16 protein-coding genes are annotated in these 23,871 nt (G+C 68.0%); 11 read left to right on the top strand and 5 right to left on the bottom strand.

Annotation, left to right across the window (positions count from 1 at the left end; genetic code table 11):
• Nucleotides 1–192: 192 nt before the first annotated feature.
• The 7 genes from K2F47_RS39585 (at nucleotide 193) to rfbH (ending at nucleotide 6,879) form a co-directional block, all read left to right on the top strand.
• Nucleotides 193–558 carry a nuclear transport factor 2 family protein gene (locus K2F47_RS39585; RefSeq protein ID WP_242911400.1) on the top strand — a complete coding sequence of 122 codons (366 nt, stop codon included), beginning with the start codon at nucleotides 193–195 and terminating at the stop codon, nucleotides 556–558.
• A gap of 37 nt (nucleotides 559–595) precedes the next feature.
• Nucleotides 596–1,105, top strand: coding sequence for a DUF4188 domain-containing protein (locus K2F47_RS39590; protein ID WP_242911401.1), 510 nt, complete (start codon nucleotides 596–598; stop codon nucleotides 1,103–1,105).
• Nucleotides 1,106–1,181: 76 nt separating this feature from the next.
• On the top strand, nucleotides 1,182–2,249 hold the full coding sequence (locus tag K2F47_RS39595; RefSeq protein ID WP_242911402.1) for a glucose-1-phosphate thymidylyltransferase: 1,068 nt from the start codon (nucleotides 1,182–1,184) through the stop codon (nucleotides 2,247–2,249).
• Complete coding sequence (gene rfbB / locus K2F47_RS39600; RefSeq protein WP_242911403.1) at nucleotides 2,246–3,265, top strand: dTDP-glucose 4,6-dehydratase; 1,020 nt, start codon at nucleotides 2,246–2,248, stop codon at nucleotides 3,263–3,265. The genes K2F47_RS39595 and rfbB overlap by 4 nt, the downstream gene beginning before the upstream one ends.
• Nucleotides 3,262–4,563 carry a nucleotide disphospho-sugar-binding domain-containing protein gene (locus K2F47_RS39605; RefSeq protein WP_242911404.1) on the top strand — a complete coding sequence of 434 codons (1,302 nt, stop codon included), beginning with the start codon at nucleotides 3,262–3,264 and terminating at the stop codon, nucleotides 4,561–4,563. Before rfbB ends, K2F47_RS39605 begins: the two co-directional genes overlap by 4 nt.
• Nucleotides 4,560–5,582: a Gfo/Idh/MocA family protein gene (locus K2F47_RS39610; protein ID WP_242911405.1), complete on the top strand. Its 1,023-nt coding sequence runs from the start codon at nucleotides 4,560–4,562 to the stop codon at nucleotides 5,580–5,582. Before K2F47_RS39605 ends, K2F47_RS39610 begins: the two co-directional genes overlap by 4 nt.
• Nucleotides 5,572–6,879: a lipopolysaccharide biosynthesis protein RfbH gene (gene rfbH, locus K2F47_RS39615; protein ID WP_242911406.1), complete on the top strand. Its 1,308-nt coding sequence runs from the start codon at nucleotides 5,572–5,574 to the stop codon at nucleotides 6,877–6,879. The genes K2F47_RS39610 and rfbH overlap by 11 nt, the downstream gene beginning before the upstream one ends.
• Nucleotides 6,880–6,983: 104 nt before the next feature.
• Here rfbH and K2F47_RS39620 read toward each other — a convergent pair whose 3' ends face one another.
• The 4 genes from K2F47_RS39620 to K2F47_RS39635 form a co-directional block, all read right to left on the bottom strand.
• Nucleotides 6,984–8,300 (bottom strand): retropepsin-like aspartic protease, encoded by a 1,317-nt coding sequence (locus tag K2F47_RS39620; RefSeq protein WP_242911407.1) that lies wholly within the window; start codon nucleotides 8,298–8,300, stop codon nucleotides 6,984–6,986.
• A gap of 5 nt (nucleotides 8,301–8,305) precedes the next feature.
• Entirely contained in the window at nucleotides 8,306–9,484 is a 1,179-nt protein-coding gene (locus tag K2F47_RS39625; RefSeq protein ID WP_242911408.1) for an aspartyl protease family protein, read from the bottom strand.
• 62 nt (nucleotides 9,485–9,546) lie between these two features.
• Nucleotides 9,547–10,737, bottom strand: a complete 1,191-nt coding sequence (locus K2F47_RS39630; RefSeq protein WP_242911409.1) for a retropepsin-like aspartic protease — start codon at nucleotides 10,735–10,737, stop codon at nucleotides 9,547–9,549.
• A 297-nt stretch (nucleotides 10,738–11,034) separates the two neighbouring features.
• Complete coding sequence (locus tag K2F47_RS39635; protein WP_242911410.1) at nucleotides 11,035–12,012, bottom strand: hypothetical protein; 978 nt, start codon at nucleotides 12,010–12,012, stop codon at nucleotides 11,035–11,037.
• A gap of 1,551 nt (nucleotides 12,013–13,563) precedes the next feature.
• On the opposite strand from K2F47_RS39635, the gene pglW reads away from it, so the two are divergent.
• Nucleotides 13,564–17,979 carry a BREX system serine/threonine kinase PglW gene (pglW, locus tag K2F47_RS39640; protein WP_272498149.1) on the top strand — a complete coding sequence of 1,472 codons (4,416 nt, stop codon included), beginning with the start codon at nucleotides 13,564–13,566 and terminating at the stop codon, nucleotides 17,977–17,979.
• 46 nt (nucleotides 17,980–18,025) lie between these two features.
• Entirely contained in the window at nucleotides 18,026–21,646 is a 3,621-nt protein-coding gene (gene pglX / locus K2F47_RS39645) for a BREX-2 system adenine-specific DNA-methyltransferase PglX (RefSeq protein ID WP_242911412.1), read from the top strand.
• Nucleotides 21,647–21,724: 78 nt separating this feature from the next.
• On the opposite strand, the gene K2F47_RS39650 is transcribed toward pglX, so the two are convergent.
• Entirely contained in the window at nucleotides 21,725–22,273 is a 549-nt protein-coding gene (locus K2F47_RS39650; RefSeq protein WP_242911413.1) for a hypothetical protein, read from the bottom strand.
• 408 nt (nucleotides 22,274–22,681) lie between these two features.
• Between K2F47_RS39650 and K2F47_RS39655 the strand changes: the two genes are divergently transcribed.
• Together K2F47_RS39655 and K2F47_RS41155 are read left to right on the top strand one after the other, a co-directional pair.
• Complete coding sequence (locus K2F47_RS39655; protein ID WP_242911414.1) at nucleotides 22,682–23,509, top strand: helix-turn-helix domain-containing protein; 828 nt, start codon at nucleotides 22,682–22,684, stop codon at nucleotides 23,507–23,509.
• Nucleotides 23,506–23,823, top strand: a complete 318-nt coding sequence (locus K2F47_RS41155) for a DUF397 domain-containing protein (protein ID WP_272498139.1) — start codon at nucleotides 23,506–23,508, stop codon at nucleotides 23,821–23,823. The genes K2F47_RS39655 and K2F47_RS41155 overlap by 4 nt, the downstream gene beginning before the upstream one ends.
• Nucleotides 23,824–23,871 lie beyond the last annotated feature (48 nt).

Here is a 23,871-nt window from a genome sequence, read left to right on the forward strand (position 1 = left end):
GCGTTTCTAGTACTAACCTAGCGAAAATGTAGCGCGCTATTTCTTGTGCCCTCCGCGCCGGTCGAAGAAGCTGGCAGAGACAATTCCCGGACGTCTACGGCGAACGCGAAATTCGTTTTCAGCGGGAATTTCCATGCGGAACGGATCTGCGGCCGGGCCCGAGGCCCTGGGCCCCGAGAACCCGGAAAGGCCATGAGCGCTGACTACAAGATGCTGGCGGAAAGGTACATCGCCACCTGGAACTCGCCGGCGGAGGAGCGGGCGGCCCGGATGGAGGACGTCCTCGCCGCCGACGTGTTCTACGCGGATCCGATCGTCGCCGTCCGCGGGCACGCGGAACTGGCCGCGTACATCGAACGCACGATGAGCCGGTTCGACGGCATGCGGTTCAGCGTCCCCGGCGCCGTCGACGGCCACCACGACCAGATGCGCTTCGTCTGGCACATCGGCCCCCCGGGCGCCGGGCCCGCCTTCACCGGGCTCGACGTCGCGCTGGTCGAGGGCCCGCGCATCACGGCCGTCTACGGCTTCTTCGACCGATACGGCTTCTTCGACTGACGCGGGTTCTTCGACTGACACCGGCCCGGAGGCGTGCATGGGTGAACAGATTCGCAGCGGGCGGTTCAGCGTCCGGAACGACGACGAGGTCGTGCTCTTCCTGGTCGGCATCCGCGTCAACAGGTGGCGTGCGGTGCGCAAGTGGCTGCCCGTCCTCAGATCGCTGAGGCCGATGCTGCGCGAGGCGGTCGAGGACGGCCACGGGCTGGTCACGTACCGCGTCCAGGTCCACGGGCCGCGCGAACTGGTCGTGGTCCAGTACTGGCGGGGCGTCGACGAGCTCATGGATTTCTCGGACGGGGCGACGCACCGCGCCGCCTGGCGGGACTTCTACAAGCACGCCTCGGGCGGTGCCGCGGTCGGGATCTGGCACGAGACCTACGTGGTGCCCGCGGGCCGCTACGAGGCGATCTACGGGATCGTGCCGCCCGCCGGCCTCGCCAAGGTGCAGGCCATGGTCCCGGTCGGCCGCCGCAACGAGGGCGCCCGGGTCCGGCTCGACCTCGATGAGACGACCAGGACAGGCACGGCGGAGCCCAGCGCGTGAACGCCGTGGCACTCCCGTGCCGCGCGGCGGTCGCGGGCGACGCGGTTCAGGCCTCGTGAGCAGAGAAAGGCCGAGCATGAAAGCACTTGTCCTCGCGGGCGGCACCGGCTCCCGGCTGCGCCCCTTCAGCCATACGACCCCCAAGCAGCTCATCCCCGTCGCCAACAAGCCGGTGCTGTTCCACGGCCTGGAGGCGCTGGCCGCGGTGGGGATCACCGAGATCGGCGTCATCGTCAACGCCGGCGCCACCGCCGTCCGAACCGCCGTCGGCGACGGCTCCGCCTTCGGCGTCGACGTCACCTATGTTCCGCAGGACGAGCCCAGGGGCCTGGCGCACTGCGTGCTGATCGCGCGGGACTTCCTGGGCGACGACGACTTCGTGATGTACCTCGGGGACAACGTCTTCGCGGAGGGCGTCGGCGAGCCGGTGGCGCGGTTCCGCGAGGGACGTCCCGCCGCCCAGCTCGTCCTGGTCAAGGTCGCCGACCCGACCGGGTACGGCGTGGCCGAGCTCGACTCGGAGGGCCGGGTGGTCGGGATGGAGGAGAAGCCGGCGCGGCCGCGCAGCGATCTCGCGGTGACGGGCGCCTACGTCTTCTCGCCGCTGATCCACGAGGCGGTGCGGAGCATCCGGCCCAGCCGCCGCGGCGAGCTTGAGATCACCGACGCCGTGCGGTGGCTGGTCGAGCGGAAGCACGACGTGCGCGCGCAGGTCTGCGTCGGCTACTGGAAGGACACCGGGAAGGTCGGCGACCTCCTCGACTGCAACCGGGCGCTGCTGGAGAACGTCGTGCCCGCCGTCCACGGCGCGGTGGACGCGGCGTCCCGGATCGGTCCGTCGGTGCTCGTCGAGCCCGGGGCGACCGTCACCGGCTCCCGGATCGACGGCCCCGCGATCATCGGGGCCGGCAGCACCGTGCGCGGCAGCGATGTCGGCCCCTACACCTCGATCGGCGCCCACTGCCTGGTGGAGAACGCGGGCATCGAGGACTCGATCCTGCTGGACCGCTCGTCCGTCCGCGGCGTGCGCTCGGTCCGGGGCTCGCTGATCGGGCGCAACGCGGGCGTCCGGCGCGGTGCGCGCGGGCCCCGCGCGCACCGCCTGGTCGTGGGCGACGACAGCAGCGTCGAGGTGCCGGCATGAGGGTGCTGGTCACCGGCGGCGCCGGCTTCATCGGGTCCACCTACGTCCGCGAGCTGCTCGACGGGCGCTATCCCGGTTCGGACGGCGCCCGCGTCACCGTCCTGGACAAGCTCACCTACGCGGGCAGCCTCGCGAACCTGCCCGTGCGCCACCCCCGGCTCGACTTCGTCGAGGGCGACGTCTGCGACCCCCGGCTGGTCACGGACCTGCTGCCGGGGCACGACGCGGTCGTGCACTTCGCGGCCGAGTCCCACGTCGACCGGTCGCTGGCGAACGGGGCGCCGTTCGCGGTCACCAACGTCGTCGGGACGCAGACGCTGCTGGACGCGTGCCGGCGCACGAAGGTGGAGCGGTTCGTGCTCGTCTCCACCGACGAGGTGTACGGCTCGATCCCGCGCGGCTCGTGGACGGAGGAGTCGCCGCTGCTGCCCAACTCCCCGTACTCGGCCTCCAAGGCGGCCGGCGACCTGTTCGCGCGGGCCTACTGGCGGGCCCACGACGTGGCGGTGTCGATCACCCGGTGCTGCAACAACTACGGGCCCTACCAGTTCGTCGAGAAGGTCATTCCGCTGTTCATCACCACCCTGATCGACGGCGGCGACGTCCCGCTCTACGGCGACGGCCACCACGTGCGCGAGTGGCTGCACGTGAGCGACCACTGCCGGGCGGTGCACGCGGTGCTCACCGGCGGCCGGGCCGGGGAGGTCTACAACATCGGCGGCGGCACCGAGCTCTCCAACCTGGAGCTGACCGGATACCTGCTGGAGCTGTGCGGCGCCGGCTGGGACCGGGTCCGCCGGGTGCCCGACCGCGACGCCCACGACGAGCGCTACTCCCTGGACAGCACCAAGCTCCGGGAGGAGCTGGGCGTCACGCCGCAGGTCGGCTTCGAACGCGGGCTCGCGGCGGCCGTGGAGTGGTACGGCGGCAACCGCTGGTGGTGGGAGAAGGACAAGGTCGCCGCCGCCCCTCCCGTCCTGACCGAGCCGCTACGCGCAAGGGATGTGCACCGATGAAGGTCCTGTTCGCCGTACCGTCGGCATTCGCCCACATCAACCCCATCGTCCCGCTGGCCGGCGCGCTCCAGGGCGCGGGACACGAGGTCCGGGTCGCCACCCATCCGGAGATGACCGAGGTCATCCGCGACCTGGGGCTGTCCGCGGTGGCGGTCGGGGAACGGGACTTCCCCAAGGCGAACGCGCGCGGCAGCGACGAGCTGTACTACCGCCTCCTCGAACAGCTCGCGCCCGACATCGCCGAGGGAGCCGCGCGCGGGACGGGACGGCTGCCCTCCCGGCTGGTGATCCGGGCGTTCGACCGGTACTACAACCTCGAACCGCCCGGCGCGCGGGGCGGGCTGATGGCCGACGATCTGGTGGCGTTCGCCCGCGGCTGGCGGCCCGACCTGATCATCTGGGACTCGATCTGCTTCCCGGCCGCGATCGCCGCGCGCGTCACCGGCGCGGCGCACGCCCGCCTGCTGTGGTCGATCGACGACTTCGCCTGGACGCGCGAGCGGCTGGTCGAGCGGCTGGACGACCCGGCGTCCGGCGTCACGACCGACCTGATGGCCGAGCGGATGCTCCCGATGCTGGAGCGCTTCGGCCTGGAGTTCGAGGAGGAGCTGCTGCTCGGGCAGTGGACGATCGACCACTACCCGGCGATCCGGCTGCGGCTGTCGACGGGCGTCCGCTACGTCCACTCGCGTCCGGTGCCGTTCAACGGTTCGGCCGTGCTGCCGGACTGGCTGCACGCGCGCTCCGACCGTCCGCGCGTCGCGCTGTCGCTGGGCGCCGGGATTCGCAGCTTCTTCCCGGCCGGGACCAGCAAGGTCCTGGCCGAGGAGATCTTCGACATCTCGGCCGGCCTCGGCCTGGAACTGGTGGCCACGCTGAACGAGGCGCAGCTCCAGTCGGTGCGGACGATCCCGGACAACGTGCGGGTGGTCGACTACCTACCGCTGAACGTCCTGCTCCCGACCTGCGACGCGATCATCCACCACGGCGGCAGCGGCACGTTCAACGCCGCCGTCCCGCACAAGCTGCCGCACCTGGTCTGGAAGGAGAACGGGCCGTACTACGAGGACATCGCGCGGGCGGTCGAGCAGAGCGGCGCCGGGCTCGTCATCGACGACGAGGGCTTCTCCGCCGACGCGGTCGCGAAGCAGCTCCAGCGGGTGCTGACCGACGCGTCGATCAAGGAGGCGGCGGTCGGCCTCTACCGGGACATGATGGCCGTGCCGAGCCCGGCCGACGTCGTCCCGGTGCTGGAGCGGCTGACCGCCGAACACCGCCGGATCGAGGAACGGGCATGATCGCGGAGAGCGCCGCCCGGGAGGTTGTGGACGGCGGGCCGGTGCGCCTCGGCGTCCTCGGGAGCGCCTCGATCGCGTGGCGGCGGATGCTCCCGGCGATGGCCGGGCGGCCCGAGGTGCGGCTCGTCGCCGTCGGGAGCCGGGACCTCGCGCGGGCGAAGCTGTTCACCGAGCGGTTCGGCGGCGAACCGGTGGAGGGGTACGAACGGCTGCTCGAACGGGACGACATCGAGGCCGTCTACGTCCCGCTGCCGCTCACCCTGCACGCGCCGTGGGTCGAACGGGCGCTGCGCGCCGGGCTGCACGTCCTCTGCGAGAAGCCGCTGACCGGCGACCTGGCCCGTAGCGAGGTGCTGGTGCGGCTGGCGGACGAGCTGGGCCTGACGCTCATGGAGAGCCTGATGTTCGTCCGGCACTCCCAGCACCGCACCGTCCGGGAACTGGTCAACGCGGGGACGATCGGGGAGATCCGCAGTCTGGTGGCCGAGTTCGCCTTCCCGCCCAAGCCGCCGGGGGACATGCGGTACGACTCGGTCGGCGGCGGCGCCATCGCCGAGATCGGCGTGTACCCGCTCCGTACCGCGCTGCTCTACCTCGGGAACCGGCTCGACGTGCTGGGCGCCGCCGTGCACCGGGACCCCGCGCTCGGCGTCGACCTGTCCGGGGCGGCGCTGCTGGCCACGCCGGAGGGGGCGACGGCCCATCTGACCTGGGGCATGGAGCACGCGTACCGATCGTCGTACGAGCTGTGGGGCGAGAAGGGGCGGATCATCGTCGAGTGGGCGTACACCCCTCCGGCCTCGCACGCCCCGGTGATCAGGATCGAGACCGCGGCGGGACGGGAGCGGCGCACGCTGCCGCCCGACGACCACTTCGGGAACGTGCTCTCGGCCTTCGCGCACGCCGTGCGCACCGGCGAGGACGTCGGCCTGCGAGGTGCGGAGATCCTCCGGCTGGCGGCACTGATGGACAAGGTCCGCGCCCGTGCCGTGGCGCTACCGAGGGGCGATGATGAGTGAACCGCGGGACCTCATTCGGGAACTGGTCCGCAAGTACCACCGCGAGCGGGAGCAGGAGCGGCGGTTCGTCCCCGGCGAGACGCTGGTGATGCCGTCCGGCGCCGACCTGAGCGAGGACGACCGCGTCGCGCTGGTCGAGGCCGCGCTCGACCTCCGCATCGCCGCCGGGCCCCACGCGCTCAGCCTGGAGAAGCGGCTGGGCCGCGTGCTCAAGCGCCGGAAGGTCCATCTGACCAACTCGGGGTCGTCGGCGAACCTGCTGGCGCTGACCGCGCTGGCCCAGCCGGAGATCGGTGACGACCGGCTGCGTCCGGGCGACGAGGTCGTGACGGTGGCGGCGGGCTTCCCGACGACGGTCAACCCGATCCTCCAGAACCAGATGGTCCCGGTCTTCGTGGACATCGACCTCCGCACGTACAACACCACGGCCGAACGGGTGGCGGAGGCGATCGGCCCGCGCACCCGCGGCATCATGATCGCGCACGCGCTGGGCAACCCGTTCCCGGTGGCCGAGGTCGCGGAGCTGGCCAAGGAGCGCGGGTTGTTCTTCGTCGAGGACAACTGCGACGGGGTGGACTCCAGGTACCGGGGGCGGCTGACCGGGACGTTCGGCGATTTCAGCACCGTGAGCTTCTATCCCGCCCACCACCTGACGATGGGCGAGGGCGGCTGCGTGACCACCGACCGGCCGAAGCTCGCGCGGATCGTGGAGTCACTACGCGACTGGGGACGCGACTGCTGGTGCGAGCCCGGCGACTGCGACACCTGCGGCAAGCGCTACACGCAGCAGTTCGGCCGCCTGCCCTACGGCTACGACCACAAGTACACGTTCTCCCACGTCGGCTACAACCTCAAGACGACCGACCTGCAAGCGGCCCTGGGCCTCTCGCAGATCGAGCGGCTGCCGGAATTCGGCGCGGCCCGCCGCCGCAACTGGCGGCGGCTGCGCGAGGGGCTGGACGGCCTGCCGGGACTCGTGCTGCCCGAACCGACGCCGGGCAGCGACCCCAGCTGGTTCGGCTTCATCATCACGGTCGCGGCGGACGCCGGATTCGACCGGGACGAGCTGGTCCACCACCTGGAGGACCGGCGGATCGGCACCCGCATGGTGTTCGCGGGCAACCTGACCCGGCAACCCGCGTACCAGGGCAGGGAGTACCGGATCGCGGGGACGCTGGACAACAGCGACGTGGTCACCGAGCGCACGTTCTGGATCGGCGTCTTCCCCGGCCTCACCGACGAGATGGTCGACTACATGATCAGCACGATCCGGGACTTCGTGACCGCCAGGAAGTAGCCCCACCGCGCCAGAATGCAGCCTCGCACCACACACGCCCCCGGCCGGGACGAACGTCCTCGGCCGGGGGCTTTCCGTCGTCCACCCCGGGGCGCGCTACAGGGCTATTTGTGGGAAACGTAGAGGTCCATGTTGGCGTAGTCGAAGCCGAGGGCGAAGGGCATGAGGAATTCCAGCGTGAAGTTGCCCAGCGTCTGGAATCTGATGTGCTCATCGAACAACGGCTTTTCGAGGGCGAATCCGTAGAGGTTCCGGGCGGTCTGCTTCCCGATGCTCGTCCGCTGCACGATGAACGGTGTCGCGTCGTCCTTGGTGCCGTACACGTTCGGACGTTTGCGATCCATGCGCGTGCCCGCCCGCTCGGCTATCGCCTCGGTCGTGACGACGGACACCGCGCCCGCCGCCCCTTCGACTCCGGTGTCGAGCGAGACGACCTTCGGCCCCTGGTCGTTGAGGCTTCCCAGCGTGCAGGGAAGGCGGGCGTCGGCCAGCCACAGGGGCAGCCGCTCGGCACCGGCGCGCTCGGCCTCGGCGCGGAACTCCTTCAGTTGCGCCTCGGTCTTCTGGCGCAAGGTGAGGGACCTGTTACCGAAGTCCACGGTCGCGAGGAAATGGTAGAGGAGCGACGTGCCGATGGTGCCCGCGGGCTGCCGTTGACCGAGGGGATGGTGCTGCTCGCCGTCGTGCCAGACGACCGGGACGTTGCGCAGTTCGATGTCGCCGAGCCTGAGCGACTCCACCACGCCGTGATGCATGGTGACCGTCTGGTAGCCGACGTCCTCGGTGCTGGTGGCCACCGCGCGAAGCCCGGCCTTCTTGGCCGTGTCCATCGTGAACGCCAACGGCGCGCCGGTGGCGAAGATGAACTGCGCGGCCGGGGCCCCGTTCACCGAGGCCTCGACGAGGGGCATGGGGTTGAGGGCCTTGAACGCGAGCCGCGTGCTCTCCGCACCGCGTATCTCATATGGTGTGCCGGACAGGCTGCCGTACTGCTTCGCATACGCCTCCTTACCGGCGGCCCGCAGCAGCGGCACCGCCTGGGCGAACCGGTCCTGCCGCACGTAGCAGTCCGCGAGCCGCTCCTTCGAGAAGACGTCGCCGGGCGCCAGGTTGACGGCCTTGGCGAGGAACTTTTCGGCATCGGCGAACCTGTTGGAAAGCAGCGCGATATAGCCCCGCTGCGCGTTGGCATGCGCGTTGTCCGGGTCCCCGCGCAGAATCCGCGCATAACCTCGATCGGCCTCATCGAACTTCCCCGCCTGGAAGAGCCGATCGGGATGCGAGCCCGAGGTCGCGGCATTCGGCGCCCACGCGGCGGCCTCGGCTCCCTGGGCCCCCAGGAGCGGAAGGGCCGTGGCGGCACCGACGGTCAGGCCGGCCCGGCGGAGGAAGCTTCGCCGGTCGGTGTTCTCTTCGCTCATTGTCGTCAGCTTCCCGTGATGTAAAGGTTCATTTCGACGTAGTCGAACGTGACGGTGAAGGTCTTGAAGAACTCCTGGGAGAAGTTGCCGATCGTCTCGAACCCGATGCGGTCGTCGAGCCCCGACCTCCGAATGGCGACGCCGTAGGCGTTCCGCGACACAGCGCGTCCCAGGCCCGCTTCGGGCGCGACGAAGGGGAAGGTCTCGTCCGCTCCGCCGAGCGTGACCGGACGGTCGTAATCCACTTTCAGACCCGCCCGCTTGGCCGTCTTCTCATCAGTGCCGACCTGGATGGCTCCCTCGACCCCGGTGTCGAGACCGACCACTCTGGGCCCGTAACCGTTGATGCTGCCGAGCGTGTGCGGCATGTGGGTGTCCGCCAGCCACAACGGCAGGCGTTCGGCGCCCGCCCGCCTCGCCTCGGCCCGGAACGCCCGGAGCTGCGCCGCCGTCTTCCGCCGCAGGACCAGGGCCCGGTTCGCGAAATCCAGCGTGGTCAGGAAATGGTAGAAGACCGTGGTCCCGATGACGCCTTCCGGCTGGCCGACCCCGAGGGCGTGCGGCATTTCGGCGTTGTGCCAGACCGCCGGGACGTTGCGGAGCTCGATACCGCCCATCCGCAACGAGTCGACGATCCCGTGGTAGATGGTGAAGACCTCCTGGGGGTTCCGGCCCTTGCTGGTCGAAACCGCGCGCAGACCGGCCTTTTCCGCCGTCTCCATTGTGAGGGCCAGCGGCGCGCCGGTGTCGAGACCGAACGTCCCCGACTCGATCCCGTTCACCGAGGCCTCGATGGTGGGCCCCGGGTTGAGCGTGGTGAAGGGAATCCGCGTGCGCCGCGAGCCGCGCACCTCGTTCGGCGTACCGGTCACGCTCTCGTACTGCTTGGCGTAGCCCTCGATTCCGGCGGCCCGCAGCAGCGGCACCGCCTGCGCAAACCGATCCTGCCGCACGTAGCAGTCCGCGAGCTGCCGCTTCGAGAACAGGTCGGCGGGCGCCAGGCTGACGGCCTTGGCCAGGAACCTCTCGGCATCGGCGAACTGATTGGACAGCAGCGCGATATATCCCCGCTGCGCGTTCGCGCGCGCATCATCCGGGTCCTTCGCAAGGATCTTCGCGTAGCCTCGATCGGCCTCCGCGAACCTGCCCGCCTTGAACAACTCGTCGGGAGTCGCGACGCCCATGGCGTGGCCTCACTTTCTGTCGAACGGGTGGTGCACTCGCCTTGCCGGGGCGCTCGGCTCGGCTACCTGCTCGATATGTAGAGGTGCATCCCGACATAGTCGAAGGTGATGCTGAACTCCTTGAAGAACTCCTGCGAGAAGTTGCCGATCGTGTCAAATCCGAACCGCTCGTCGAACCCGGCGTTGTCCGCCACCCACCCGTACACATCTCGCGCGACGGCGCGCCCGATGCTCGCCTTCGGCGCCACGAAGGGATAGGACCCCTCCTCGTTGCCGAACAGCGTCGGGCGGTCGTGGTCGAGTTGCAGCCCCGCGCGCTCGGCCACCTTCGGCCTCGTGCCGACCTGCACGGCTCCCACCGCCCCGAGGTCGACGGAGATGACCCTCGGCCCGTAACCGTTCAGGCTCCCCGACGTGCAGGGGTAGTGGGTGTTCACCAGCCACAACGGGACCCGGTCGACGTCCGTCCGCTTGGCCTCCGCCAGGAACTCCCGGAGCTGCTCCCTGGTCTTCCGGCGCAGGACGAGCGCGTTGTTCGGAAAATCTATCGTGGTGAGAAAATGATAGAAGATGGGCGTTCCGAAAGCGCCGTGCGGTTGCGGGACGCCCAGCGGGTGCGGCATTTCCGCCTTATGCCACAGGACCGGAAGATTGCGCATTTCGATCTCACCGACCCGGAACGACTCGACGACGCCGTGGTAGATGGTGAAGGTCTCCTGGGGATTGCGGCCGGTGCTGGTGGCCACCGCGCGAAGACCGGCCTTCTCCGCCGTCTCCATCGTGAACACCAGCGGGGCATAGGTGTCGATGGTGAACGGCACCGCCTCCGCCCCGTTCACCGATGCATTGACCAGGGGGATGGGATACCGGAAGTCGATGGGCACCTTTGTGGACTGGGGCCCGCGTATCTCGAACGGCGTCCCGGTCACGCTCTCGTACTGCTTGGCGGTCGCCTCGTGCCTGGCCGCCCGCAGCAGCGGCACGGCCCGTGCCAGCTGGTCCTGCCGTACATAACAGTCCGCCAGCCGATCCTTCGAGGCGTTGTCGCCAGGCGCCAGCTCGACGGCCTTGGTCAGAGACCTTTCGGCATCGGCGAACCTGTTGGACAGCAGCGCGATATATCCCCGCTGCGCGTGCGCGTGCGCATTGTTCGGATCGCGCTCAAGCACCTCCTCGTAACCCCGGTCGGCCTCCTGGAACCTCCCGGCCTTGAAGAGTTCGTCGGGGTTGCCCCGCGCTCCAGCGAATGCCATGGCATGGTCTCGCCTTCTGTCTCAGGTACCCACCAGCGGAAGATGGCGGTGCCGCTATTACCGGGGCCGTCCCGGCGCGGAGACCAGGTAACAGCACCCCGTGTTTCCACCGCATAAGTGCGGCACGAGCACTGCCACTCGTGACCTGAGAGGCGGCGGGAGGACTCCCGCCGCCGCGAGGCTCTCATCAGATATCACGCAGGTCTGATGGGTGGTCGCCGCGGCGTTCGACGCCGGCGGCGCCCCGGTGCTCTGGGCGGGAGTGTCCGCCCAGAGCACCGGCCACGAACTCTTCGGCTATTCCCAGCGGACCGCGATGCTCGGGTCGGTCCCGACGGACGCCGAGCCGACCACCGCACCGCGATCGCTGATCGCCGTCGCCTCGCTGTAGTTGCCGTCCGGCAGTTGCGGCAGCGGCACGATGCTCCAGCCGTCCTTTCCCCGCTTCCACAGGACCGCCTGGCGCGCTCCGGGAGTGCTCGTCGCCGAGGAGCCGGCGACCGTGTCCGCGGCATTGATGTCGTACGCCGTGCTGTGGTCATCAGCGCCGGGAATGATCCCGAGGTCGGTGGGCGCGGAGGCGCCAGGGCTCCACACCACCGCGTGCAGGGGCGAGCGGCCGGGATTGCCGGGCTTGGACTGCGCTTCCCCGACGATCAGGCCCTTGTCGTTGATGCCCGCGGCGTTGCTGCGGGCGCCGCCGTCGGGCAGCAGGGGGAGGAGCGTGACCGTGGTGGCTCCAGCGGGCCAGGTGGCGGCATCGATGTAGTGCCCCGGTCCCACCTGGAAGCTGTAACCGGCCACGGCACCGTGGTCGTTGACCGCGACAGCGTTGGTCGAGCCCCGGGGAGCGTCGATTCCGAGGTCGGTGGCAGTGCCGTCGGGCGCCCACTTCACCGCGTGGTAGATCCTCGACTGGATCGACACCTGCCCGACCACGGTTCCCTCGTCGTTGATTCCGTAGGCGTAGCCATTGGGGTGACCGGGGAGGCCGCCGAGGTCGGTGATGGTTCCGTCCGAGGCCCAGCGAACGGCGCGCTCGTGGCCGTCGGCGGCGTCCGAGTAGCCGACGATGTCGCCGCGGCGGTTGATTCCGTAGGCGTAGCTGCGGGTACCGCCGGGAAGAGTGCCGAGATCGGTGGCGTGCCCGTGGGGGCTCCACCGGATGGCGTGGCTCTTGTTATCGGCCGTGTCGGCGTAACCGACGACGAACCCGCGGTCGTTGACGCCGGTCGCCCGGCTGGTCGTACCGCCCGGCAGCAGATCGAGCTTCACGATGTGCCGTTCCGAAGTGGCCGCGTTCGCGCCCACCGGCGGTCCGACCATGCCTAACGCGACAGCGGTGAGTCCTGCCAGGAGCGCGCTTTTCGATCTCCGAAGATCTCTCATGTGCTCATTACAGCATAACCGAGCAAATTCACAACATTTAGATTTGGCGAGTTTCTGCTGCAGGACATCGCGACGAGCGCGTTAAGATACGTCTCGGCTTTCAGTTTTTCACCTGAGATGGTGCACTTGCCAGAGGTGCAAATTTCGGACACAGGTCCTGCCCGGCCCAAAATGGCCCTTCCCGGTCCCTCTGCGGACCGTGGGAAGAACGACCCCGTGGTCGTGCTCGCCTGATGGAGCAAGGCAAGCGCCGTGCGTAGTAGCCGAGCCGGAAGATGACCCATGTCGGCCACGAGGAATAGCCGCCCGGATACGGTCGTGCTGCGGGGCCCACGGTGGCGTAACCCTGCCACTCACCGTCCCGGTGTCGTGACCCTGGCCGAGCGCACTCATGTTCGCGCTCGGTATCCGGTACCCGAAAGTAGTATCATTGTCTGTAGTAAAAGGCCGCGCCGAGGTTCCTCAATGGGTTCGCGGCCTGCTCCGGCCCACGTGGCCGCCGCCATCCTGATGGCCGTCTGTAAGCGATGATCCGTGTATCCGAGATCTGTGCGACACCGACCCCTCGAAAAGCCCGGGAAGGCGGGACGATGGTAAGCAGATTCACCCGTAGGTTCGACCCTGAAAAGCCTCGGGACCATCTGGACGAGCAGTTCGATACGCACCAGCCTCCCATGGGGACGCCGATCCCCAGCGTTCCGCCGTGGTCGGCTCTTGTTCTGCCCGGCGGCCGGCCGCACTCGCTCTATCACGGACGACGTGACTGCGAGGCCCTGACGGCGGATGTGCGTCTCGCGGCCCAGTGCGCGCAGGACGTCAAGGTTCAGATCGTGAAGCTCGACGCGGTTCGCGGTCGGGAGGACCGAGTGGGATGCCCGCTCTGCCGCCCGACCGAGACCGACTACTCCAAGATCAAGGACTGTTCGGTGGAGACCGAAATGGGTCCGCAGGAGGGGATGCGACTCCTGTGGCGAGAAGACCCCGCGGCGGGCTGGTACAGCCTCGTGACGTACAAGGTGAAGTACAGGCAGCGTTCTCGCCTTGTTGCGGAGAGCAGGTCGGCAGGGGAGCTGCGAGAGCTGCCGAGTCCGAGTTAGGCGCCCTCCCGCACCGAGCGGCCCGCTTCGCTGATCGCCGTTGTCCATGGGCCGCCATCGCCTTGGCGGCCCATGGGTTCGCTCGGACGGCTCGGAGCCAGCGAAAAGATCGCGGAAACGGGTGGCGTTCCCTCATCTCGACATGCCTGGATCCATCGCCGGTGAACATCGCTGTCGGTGGGCAAGCCGGAATCACCGTGTAGGAGCGGTGAGCCTCCAGAGTGGCCGTTTCCTGACACGTGGCAGTGCGCAAAACCGCTCCAGGGCGGGGGTGCTGCGTAGATAAGATCTAGGCCCGCCTCGGGGAGCGGCGTTGGGAGCAGCAGGGAGCGGAGGGGTGATGGCGCAGTCCGGCAGGCCCGTTCCGAAGCCACCGAAACCAGTCCAGAGGTGGTTCCAGGAGCGGGTGTCCGACTTTCCCTGGGAGCAGGACGGGCTGGACCACATCAAGGGGCTGATGCCGGACGTGGAGCCCTACCGCGCCTGGCCGCTGTTCTCCTTCGTGGCGCCGTCGGGACGGGTCCACGAGTGCGACCTGTTCATCGCGACGCCCGGCGGGTTGTACCTCGTCGAGTTGAAGGGCCATCCGGGGCAGGTCGTCAACAACGGTGGGACATGGACGTTCAGCGGCCCTGACCGGCGCCGGACGCTTCGCAATCCGCTTGCGCTGACGGACTGGAAGTCAAAGGAACTGAAGGATCGGCTGATCTGGGCCGCCAAGGACCTCGGATACTTCAGTGTGCGGGTGCCGCGGATCGAGCCCGCGGTGTTCCTCTCCGCGCCGAACCTCGTGTCCCGGCTGGACACGGTCCAGCAGACACGGGTGTACGGGCGCGACGACCTGAACACGGGCCTCGGCCGGATCTGGCACGACCTGTTGGGCCGCCCGCCGGAACGAGAGTCGCGCCGCGTCGGGGCGGACTTCTCCAAACGCCTCCCAAGGATGCTGGAGCGGATCGGGATCTCACACTCCACGGCCCATCTGCGGTTCGGGGACGAGTGGCGGATGGAGCCGCGCGTGCTGGAGGCCGGGCCGGCGTGGGAAGACCGGCTGGCCGAGCGGGACGACATGGTCCACGAGGAGGGCCGGGTCCGGATCTACCTGGTCAGCCAGCAGGCGACGGACGAGGCGCGCAGAACGGTCGACCGGGCGGCTCGCCGCGAGTACCAGGTGCTCCAGGGGATCAACCATCCGGGCATCGCGCAGGCCGTGCAGATCCGCGAGCATCGGGGCGGCTCGGCCATCCTGTTCCGCCACGACCATCGCGACCTCCGGCTCGACTCCTACCTGGACGTGCACGGCGAGTCGCTGACGCCGGAGACGCGGCTCGCGCTCGTCCGGCAACTCGCCGAGGCCGTCCGGTACGCGCACAACCGGTCGCTGTACCACCGGGCCCTCGCCGCGCGGTCGGTGTACGTGTCGGCGAAGGACGACGGGTCGCAGCCGGTGCTGCGCATCATCGACTGGCAGACGGCGGCGCGGGACTTCGACACCGCCAGGCCGATGACGATCGGCCAGTCCAGCCTGGACGGTGACCTGGTCGACGACGCGGCGCAGGTCTACCTGGCGCCCGAGTTCGACCAGCCCTATCCCGACCCCGTCGACATGGACGTGTTCGGCATCGGCGCGATCTCCTACCTGATCCTCACCGGCCGTCCGCCTGCCGCAGATCGCGCCGACCTGATCGACGCGGTCACCAAGGCGGGCGGGCTGCACCCGTACGCGGTCGTGGACGGCATGGGTGACCGGATCGACGAATTGATCTTCCAGGCGACGCAGGGCTTCCCGCCGAACAGGCTTGAGTCGGCGGACCGGTTCCTGGAGGAGCTGGATGCCGCCGAGCAGGACGCGGCCGTCCCCGAGGACGAGCCCACCGGCGGCTGGGAGGGCGTGGACCCGCTGACCGCGACGCCCGGCCAGGTCGTGGACGGGGACGCGGACGGTGTCTGGCGGGTGGAGCGGCTCCTCGGCACCGGCGCGACGTCACGGGCGCTGCTGGTGCGCCGCGACGCCGAGGACGAGGAGGGCGCCGAACCGGGCCCCGAGCGGGTCCTGAAGGTGGCGCTGGACGAGTCGAAGGCGCCCCGGCTCGCGGCCGAGGCGGCGGCGCTCGCCAAGGTCGGCGGCGGCGCGATCGTCCGGCTGCTGGGCGGGCCCCGGACCCTCGGCGGCCGGACGGTCTTGGACCTGGAGTTCGCCGGCGACCGCACGCTGGCCGCCGTCCTCCACGACGACGGGAAGCTCACCTACCACCAGCTGGAGCGGTTCGGCCGGGACCTGTTCCGCGCGCTGGACCAGCTCGTCGCGAAGGGGGTGCGGCACCGCGACCTGAAACCGGAGAACTTCGGGGTCCTGCGCCGCGCGGACCGCACCTGGGAGCTGAAGCTCCTGGACTTCTCGCTGACGGACGTGTCCGACCGCGACCCGTCGGCGGGCACGCGCGGCTACCTCGATCCGTTCCTCGGCACGCCGAGCCGCCCGGACTTCGACGACCACGCCGAGCGGTACGCAGCCGCGGTGACGTTGCACGAGATGGCGTCGGGAGAGCGCCCGAGGTGGGGCGACGAGGGAACGGACCCGCGCACGGTCGACGACCCGCACCCGTACCTGTCGGCCGAGCTCTTCGAACGCGCGCTGCGCGACGGCCTGACCGGCTTCTTCCGCCGCGCGCTGCACCGGGACGTCTCGGAGCGGTTCGACACGTTCGCGCAGATGGAGGCCGCCTGGCAGGACATCTTCCGCAGGGCGGACGCGACGGCGCCCGCCACCACGCAGGCGACGCTCGCGGGCGGCGACGTCGACCCCGGGCTCGGCCCGGAGGAGCTGAAGGCCGCCCGCGACACCGCGGCCGAGGCGGCGACCCTGGGGACACCGCTGATCGCGGCGGGCCTGTCGCCGCGGGCGGAGGCGGTCGCGCTCGGGTTCAACGCGACGACCGTCGGGCAACTGCTGGACGTCCCCGCGTACCAGATCTCCAAGGCCTGCGGTGCGGGCGCGGTCGCGAAGAAGGAACTGACCCGGCGGCACCGGCAGTGGGCAGCGAAGCTGCGCCCCCACGGCGGGCCAGGGCCGCACGCGGAGGACGAGCCCGTCGCCGGTCCGGCCGACCCGGCGCCGCCCGGGAACGCCCGCGCCGGGACGCGCGTGGACGACCTCGCCGCGCTGCTCGTCCAAGCCGACGAGCGCCGTGCCTCGCGTAAGGGAAGGACGCTGCGGCTCCTGCTGGGCCTGCCGGACGACGACGCCGCGCCGCTGGACGACCCGTGGCCGACGCAGAGCGCCGTCGCAAAGGCGATCGGCACCACGCAGGCGACGGTGTCGCGGCACCACAAGGAGGCCATCGAGCGGTGGGCCGCGGCGGACTGGCTGGCACCCGTCCGCGACGAGTTGGTCGCGTTGGTCCGGGGTCTCGGCGGTGTCACGACGGCCGCCGAACTCGCCGACCTGCTGCGCGTGCGGCACGGCGCGGCGGAGGGCCCGGCGGAGGTCACCGCCGCCCGGTCGCGCGCCGTCGTCCGCGCCGCCGTCGAGGCGGAGACGTTCACCGGAACGGACGCGGAGGGCGGCGCCGAGCCGCGCCTGGACCGGGTGCGCCGGGGACGCCACGTCCTCGTGGCATTGGAGTCGCTGCCGGGCACCGACGACCCGACACCGGCCGAGTTAGCCGGCTACGCCGCGGCCCTCGGCTCGCGCGCGGACGACCTCGCGGCGCAGGAGCCCCTCCCCGGCGGCGCCGAGGTCATCCGGGTCCTGCGCGGCATCGTCCCTCCCGCCGGGATGACTCCGTTATCGGACACCCGCCTCGTCCACCTCGCCTCCAGCGTCGCCGAGAACGCGCTGGCCTCTCCCACGCTCCAGGTCTACCCGCGCGGGCTGACCCTGGCGAAGGCGCTCCGGTTGTCGCAGGCCGGTGCGGGAGTCCGGTTCCCCCGGGGCGTCACCCTGGCCGACCTGCTGACGAAGGTCAGCGCCCGGTTCCCGGGCCTTGACGCCTACACTCCGGCACCGTCGTACGTGGACGTGGAGGAGGCGCTGCGCGACGCCGGATTCCCGCTCCACTACGACCAGACCACCGAGCGGTTCTACCCGCCCGCCCCGGCCGGTCCGCGGACGCCGTCGAGCAGCACCACCGCGACCCGTCTCGGCGCCGGGCTCGGCGTCCCGGGGGAGGGACCCGAGGATCTCGCGGACGCCCGGCTCGCCACCGCCGCCCGCCAGGGCGGGTTCCTCGCCCTGACCATCCATCTGAAGCGGCTCGCCGGGGTCGCGGAGGCCATCAGCGCCAAGTACCCGGTCACACCGGTGAACTTCGCGGACGTGTTCCTCGCCGAGTTCCGGTCGCTGGCCGCCGAGCAGGGCACCGACTGGGGTCAAGTCCTTCGCGCGGACGAACGCCTCACGCGCACCGGGGAGATGCCCAGCGGGCTTCGCTCGTTCGTCGTCCGCGTCCTGGACCGCACCGGGCAGCGCCTTCTCGACCACGCCGCGCCTCCCCGGACGGTGCTGTTCGTCCACAACCTAGGCCTGCTCGCCAGGTACTTCGACGTCGGTGGACACGACCTGCTGGCCGGGTTGCAGAACGCCGCGCGCCGCGCGTCGGACGTCCCGCACGGGCTGTGGCTGCTGTGCCCGTCGGAGGCCCCGCGCGCCACCCCGAACCTGGACGGCCGGACCGTCGAGGCCATCGGCGCCACCGAATGGACCCTCCTAGACAAAGCCTTCGTCGCCCGCCTGCGCGGCGGCAAGGCAGCCTGACCGGCAGCGTTACAACGAAAAAGCACGAACGAGGGAGACGAACCGAGTGAGCGTGGACAAGGCCGCCCTGCTGAAAGACCTCCGCAAGCAGGTCACCGCCCTTGAGGACGACCTGCGCGAGCGCACCGAGGCCGGGCAGGAGTTCCACGCCAAACTCAAGGCCGAATATGACCGCGCCCGCGAGAACCAGCGCACGGCTCTCACGTTCGGGCAATGGCGGGACGACCGCGTGACACAGGCCGCCGTCGCCTGGGTCCTCGCCACCGTCTTCGTCCGGTTCTGCGAGGACAACGACCTCATCGCCGCCCCCTGGATCGCCGGGCCCGGCGACCGCCTCACCGAGGCCGACGAACGCCACCAGCAGTTCTTCCGCGACCACCCGGAGAAGAACGACCGCGACTGGCTCGTCGCCTCCTTCGAGCACCTCGCGTCCACCAACGAGACCGTTGCCGGGCTCTTCGACCGCGACCACAATCCGCTCTGGGAACTCGAACCTTCCTATGAGCGGGCCGCCGAACTGCTGAAGTTCTGGCGCCGCCAGGACGCGGACGGCCAGATCGTCCACGACTTCACCGACAAGGAGAACCTGGACACCCGCTTCCTCGGCGACCTGTACCAGGACCTCTCCGACCACGCCAAGAAGACCTACGCGCTGCTCCAGACCCCCGAGTTCGTCGAGGAGTTCATCCTCGACCTCACCCTCGAACCGGCGATCGAGGAGTTCGGCCTCGAACCCCCGTGGAAGCACAAGCCGTCCGGCTGGCCCGGCGACGAGCCCATAGTCCGCGGCCTCCGCACCATCGACCCGGCCTGCGGCTCGGGCCACTTCCTCCTCGGCATCTTCCACCGCCTCCTGGCCAAGTGGGAGGCCCACGCCCCCGTCCTGGACTCCTGGACGCGCATCCGCAAGGCCCTCGAATCCGTCCACGGCTGCGACAAGAACCCCTTCGCCGCAGAGATAGCCCGCTTCCGCCTCCTGGTCGCCGCCCTACACGCCGCAAAAGAGACCCGCCTGGACCGCGCCCCGTCATTCCCCATCAACGTCGCAGTAGGCGACTCCCTTCTTCACGGCCGCGGCGCCGAAATCGAGACCGGAATGCTCTTCGGCGGCAACGAGCAGTTCACCTACGCCACGGAGGACGTAGGAGACTTCGTGAAGTGCTGCGACCTGCTCGGCGTGAACTCCTATCACGTGGTGGTTGGTAATCCGCCCTACATCGTCGCGAAAGATAAGCAGGAGAACGAGAACTACCGCTCCTATAGTGCCGCGTCAGGCAAGTATGCACTTTCAGTGCCATTCGCGCAGCGAATTTTTGAGTTGGCTATCCGAAGTGGTGGTTCAGATCGTTCCGCTGGCTTCACTGGCCAGATTACTGCCAACTCATTTATGAAGCGGGAGTTTGGTAAGAAGCTAGTTTCCTGGTTTTATGAGAATGTCGATCTCACTCATGTCGTAGACACATCTGGTGCGTTCATCCCGTGTCACGGCACACCGACGGTTATTCTCGCAGGCCGTAACCGTACGGCGCTCAAGGAGGCACGCATCCGTGCGGTTCTTGGCGTACGAGGAGAACCCGTTCAACCAAAGAATCCTGCACGGAGCCATGTTTGGACGGCGATCCTGGATCAGTATTCCCGTCCGGGAAGCGAGTCGGAGTGGGTAACTGTTGCGGACCATAATCGCTCTACGCTCAAAGCTCACCCATGGTCCCTCAGTGGTGGAGGGGTTGGTGAGCTTCGGGAAGCTATCGAGGCGGCGGCTATAAATCGACTAGAGTCGGTTTCTGATTCGGTCGGAATTACGAGCTTTACCTTGGAAGATGACCTCTACGTTCTGCCCAGGCATGCTGCAATTCGCAGAGGGATAGGTAAGCCGTGGCTGCGCGAGATGGTCACTGGTGAATTGCTCAGGGATTGGGGGGAGGGTGATTTTGACGTGGTAGTGTTTCCCTATAATCGCGATTACGAGCCGGTCGATGTCGAAGAAATCCCCCAACTGCTCACCTATATGTGGCCTGCGCGAACCACAATCTCAAACAATATCTTGTTTGGCGGGAGAAGGAAAATTGACGGCGGACTCAAGTGGTCCGAGTTTGGTCGGCTTACGAGCAGCAAGTTGCGCGCTCCGCTGTCCATTTCCTTCGCGTTTGTCGCGACTCATAATCATTTTAGTCTTGATCGTGGCGGCAGAATTTTCAATAGATCAGCTCCGGTGATTAAACTTCCTCAGGGGGCTGTTGAGGACGACTATATGGGAATCCTAGGGCTACTCAACTCGTCGACTGCCTGCTTCTGGCTAAAGCAGGTCAGTCATGATAAGGGCAGTCAGGGAGTAAATGAGGGGTTTAAGTCCCAAGAATGGGAGCGTTTCTTTGAGTTTACTGGAACGAAAGTACAAAAGTATCCAATCCCGAAGGTTTTCTCCTCAGCAATTTCCTCAGAGTTGATTAGAAGGGCTAGGGAGCTACCTTCTTTGGCGAGCATTCCTCGTGAAGGATTGGTGTCGCCTCGTGAGTGGCTCGACAGTAGTCGAAGAGGTCAAGAGGAATCTCGAAGCCGTATGATTGCGCTCCAAGAAGAGTTGGATTGGATTGTCTACGGTTGCTACGACCTGATAAGTGCCAACAGTTTGAAGTCGGTAGCTTCGGCTGATATCGAAGCTATTCCGGATATCCAAATTGGGGAGCGAGCGTTTGAGATTGTGCTTGCTCGCAAGATGGCGGCGGGCGAGGTCACAACCTCCTGGTTTGAGCGGCATGGGTCGGTTCCGGTTACGGAGATTCCGGAGCGGTGGCCGGAGGAGTATCGGCGGGTGGTGCAGGCGCGGATCGATCTGATCGAGAAGTTGCCCAAAGGTGTGGGGTTGATCGAGCGGCCGGAGTACAAGCGGCGGTGGGCGACTGAGCCTTGGGAGAAGAAGGAGAAGGCGGCGCTGCGCAACTGGATCCTCGATCGGTGTGAGCGTGAGGATCTCTGGTTCGCGTTGCGGGACGGGCTGCGGCAGCCGCGTCCGTTGACGATCAACCAGCTTGCGGACCAGTTCAAGGACGACGCGGATATGCAGAGCGTGGCGGCGCTCTATGCGTCCGATCACATGAAGAAGCGTGACCTTCCGTTGGCCAAGGTGCTCGCCGAGATCATCGCGGACGAGCATGTGCCGTATCTGGCTGAGCTGCGGTACAAGGGGGCTGGGCTGCGCAAGCGCGAGGAGTGGGAGAAGGTGTGGGAGCTCCAGCGCGAGGAGGACCGCACTGGGAAGCGCCTCGACATCGCTGTCCCGCCGAAGTACGCCCCCAAGGACTTCAAGAAGCCGTCCTACTGGTCGCAGCGCGGGAAGCTGGATGTGCCGAAGGAGCGGTTCATCTCGTATCCGGGAGCTAGCCCGGACGCCGATGACTCGTTGCTGATCGGGTGGGCCGGGTGGGACCACAAGGACCAGGCCCAGGCCCTCGCCAACCTTGTCAACGACCGGGCCGAGGTCGGGGCTTGGGGTGCGGAGAAGCTCGCTCCGTTGCTGGCCGGCCTGCTTGAGGTGCTGCCGTGGGTGAAGCAGTGGCACGGCGAGTACGACGCGGAGTGGGGAGGCGTCCCGGCCGAGGATTTCGAGGGCTTCCTCAGCGAGCAGCTCAGCCGGTATGAACTGTCGGAGCAGGATCTCAAGAGCTGACGCTCTCTGGTACGTGGAGCCGCGTGGCGAAGAAGGAAAGGGGGGCCTGAAACCTTCCCCGCCACGCGACGACTGGGGTCACCTGCCGGCGCAGGCTTTGATGACGGCCTGGATGAGGCTGTTGGTGTCGGGCGCGCTGACGATCTTCCATTGCGGCCCACGGGGGATGAGCGCCCACCACTCGCTGGTGGAGATGCCCCACCAGCAGATGACACCGGCGTAGCGCTCTTGCAGCTCTGAGATCGTCGTTGGCTCGTGATCAGGCGGAGGTGTGTCGTGAGCCTGGGGCTGCTCTGTCCGGGGCGCTAGCGCGGCCGTGATGTACGGGGTGAGGATTCTGGTGATCTTCGCGGCGGCCCTGGCCGGGGCGTCGTGCGGGGCCAGGTCCTCGCCGGTGCTCGACCGGTACTTCCAGACGCCGGTTGCCGATCCGGGGACGAGCGTGGCGCTCTCTCCGATGTGGGGCGCGGCGGGATCGAAGATGCGGAGGAGTGGGTACGTTTCGGCGTATTGGGGGGCGACCTGCCACCCTTGCCGGACGCATTCCTGGGCAAGTCGGTCGAGATGGCCCGTAATGAACGCGGCCGGGAATGCTGGCTCCCAGTTCTTGGGGTCGATCCACCTCATTTGTAGCCCTCCCACTTACTGGGCTGCCCCGTAGGCCGGGTGGACACGCGGCTGCGTTCGTGGGTGAGAGCCTCACGTAGCTCTTGCGCGCTGCTATGTATGAGGGTGGGTTCTACACCTTCGCTTGGGTCGTGCAGGGTGGCAACCCAGTCGCCCAGTAGGCCGTCCTGGCGCGTTGCACGCCAGATGCGATGTCCTCTGAAGTCATTGCGGAGTTGCGCCAATGTTTGGTCGGCGGGATTGACGGGTGTTTTCATGATCGGGAAACTCTCGTTGAGATTTCTCTCCGTTACTGCTCCACATCTTGCTGTGATCGGGCTATGGTCTGGAAGAGCGAGAAAGTCAACGAAGCAAACCCCTCGCGGGTGGTGAGAAAGCCACCCCGATTTCGGATCTTGGAGTGCCGTCATGCCGCGTCGCCCCCGTGACCCTGGTGTCCCCTCGTCGCCGATCGAGTACTTCGGTGCTGAGCTGCGTACTTATCGAGAAGCTGCCGATCTGACCCGTCCGCAGCTCGGCGATAAGCTCGGATACAGCCCTCAGTGGGTCGGTCAGGTTGAGGCGGGGCAAAGTGGACCTTCGGAGGATTTCGCCAAGGATTGTGACACTTACTTCAAAACGAACGGGACCTTCCATCGCCTCTGGAAGTGGAACCAGCGCTTGGTGCGCCTTGCTGCGCTTCCTCCTGGCTTCCCGGACTTCGTCGAGCGGGAGGCACAGGCAGATGTGATGCACATCTTTGAGACGATGGTCGTCACGGGCCTCTTCCAGACCCCTGAGTATGCCTACGAGGTGCTCAGGTCAGGCAAAGCACCCGAGGCCGTTGAGCAGTTGGTGGCTACTCGGATGGAGAGGCAGGCCATCCTCGAAGGTGAGACGCCGCCGCACATCGTCGCGATCTTCGATGAAGGTGCCATCCGTCGCCCGGTCGGAAATACGGATGTGATGGCAGGGCAGGTTCGACATCTCATCAACCTGGCGGAGTTGCCGCACATCACCCTTCAGATCGTCCCAACTAGCAAGGGGGCGTACGCGGGGGTAGCAGGGGCCTTCACAGTCCTGAGCTTTCCGGACGACCTTGACGTCGTGCACATCGGCGGTCATGTTGGTGCACAGATCATCGACCATCCGGAGGCCGCCCGAGGTTATGCGGTACGTTTCGATTTGATCAGAGGAGCAGCCCTGTCTGCCGACGACTCCGTAAGCATGCTCCATGCGATCTTGGAGAGCCTATGAACACACAGCACGTGCCCTCTGCAAAGGTGGGGGAGAGTGAGCCGGAGCTGCGATGGCGCAAGAGCAGCCGCAGTGACGACACGGGTGGCCAATGTGTCGAAGTAGCTTCCATGGTTCCGCTCCTCCCTGGGGCCTGGCGCAAGGGCAGTCGAAGCGACCACACCGGGGGGCAGTGTGTCGAGGTGGCCGAACTGGCGGCGGCGGTCGCGGTTCGGGACTCGAAGGCGCCGGACGGGCCGAAGCTCGTCTTCGGGGCCGCCGCGTGGCGGGCCTTCACGGGCCAGGTCAAGGGCGGGCGCCTCGACCTGAGCTGACTTCGAGAATGCGGAGCCCTGGTTCGCCGAGTCGGCGGGCCGGGGCTT

It is taken from the genome of Actinomadura terrae, from assembly GCF_022751215.1.
GTDB classification, from domain to species: domain Bacteria; phylum Actinomycetota; class Actinomycetes; order Streptosporangiales; family Streptosporangiaceae; genus Spirillospora; species Spirillospora terrae.

Coding starts and splice junctions, on each gene's coding strand:
- K2F47_RS41155 (WP_272498139.1), top strand. CDS start 23,506: ATGAACACACAGCACGTGCCCTCTGCAAAGGTGGGGGAGAGTGAGCCG.
- rfbB (WP_242911403.1), top strand. CDS start 2,246: ATGAGGGTGCTGGTCACCGGCGGCGCCGGCTTCATCGGGTCCACCTAC.
- pglW (WP_272498149.1), top strand. CDS start 13,564: ATGGCGCAGTCCGGCAGGCCCGTTCCGAAGCCACCGAAACCAGTCCAG.
- K2F47_RS39620 (WP_242911407.1), bottom strand. CDS start 8,300: ATGAGCGAAGAGAACACCGACCGGCGAAGCTTCCTCCGCCGGGCCGGC.
- rfbH (WP_242911406.1), top strand. CDS start 5,572: ATGATGAGTGAACCGCGGGACCTCATTCGGGAACTGGTCCGCAAGTAC.
- K2F47_RS39590 (WP_242911401.1), top strand. CDS start 596: ATGGGTGAACAGATTCGCAGCGGGCGGTTCAGCGTCCGGAACGACGAC.
- K2F47_RS39650 (WP_242911413.1), bottom strand. CDS start 22,273: ATGAGGTGGATCGACCCCAAGAACTGGGAGCCAGCATTCCCGGCCGCG.
- K2F47_RS39585 (WP_242911400.1), top strand. CDS start 193: ATGAGCGCTGACTACAAGATGCTGGCGGAAAGGTACATCGCCACCTGG.
- K2F47_RS39595 (WP_242911402.1), top strand. CDS start 1,182: ATGAAAGCACTTGTCCTCGCGGGCGGCACCGGCTCCCGGCTGCGCCCC.
- K2F47_RS39610 (WP_242911405.1), top strand. CDS start 4,560: ATGATCGCGGAGAGCGCCGCCCGGGAGGTTGTGGACGGCGGGCCGGTG.
- K2F47_RS39655 (WP_242911414.1), top strand. CDS start 22,682: ATGCCGCGTCGCCCCCGTGACCCTGGTGTCCCCTCGTCGCCGATCGAG.
- K2F47_RS39625 (WP_242911408.1), bottom strand. CDS start 9,484: ATGGGCGTCGCGACTCCCGACGAGTTGTTCAAGGCGGGCAGGTTCGCG.
- K2F47_RS39630 (WP_242911409.1), bottom strand. CDS start 10,737: ATGGCATTCGCTGGAGCGCGGGGCAACCCCGACGAACTCTTCAAGGCC.
- K2F47_RS39605 (WP_242911404.1), top strand. CDS start 3,262: ATGAAGGTCCTGTTCGCCGTACCGTCGGCATTCGCCCACATCAACCCC.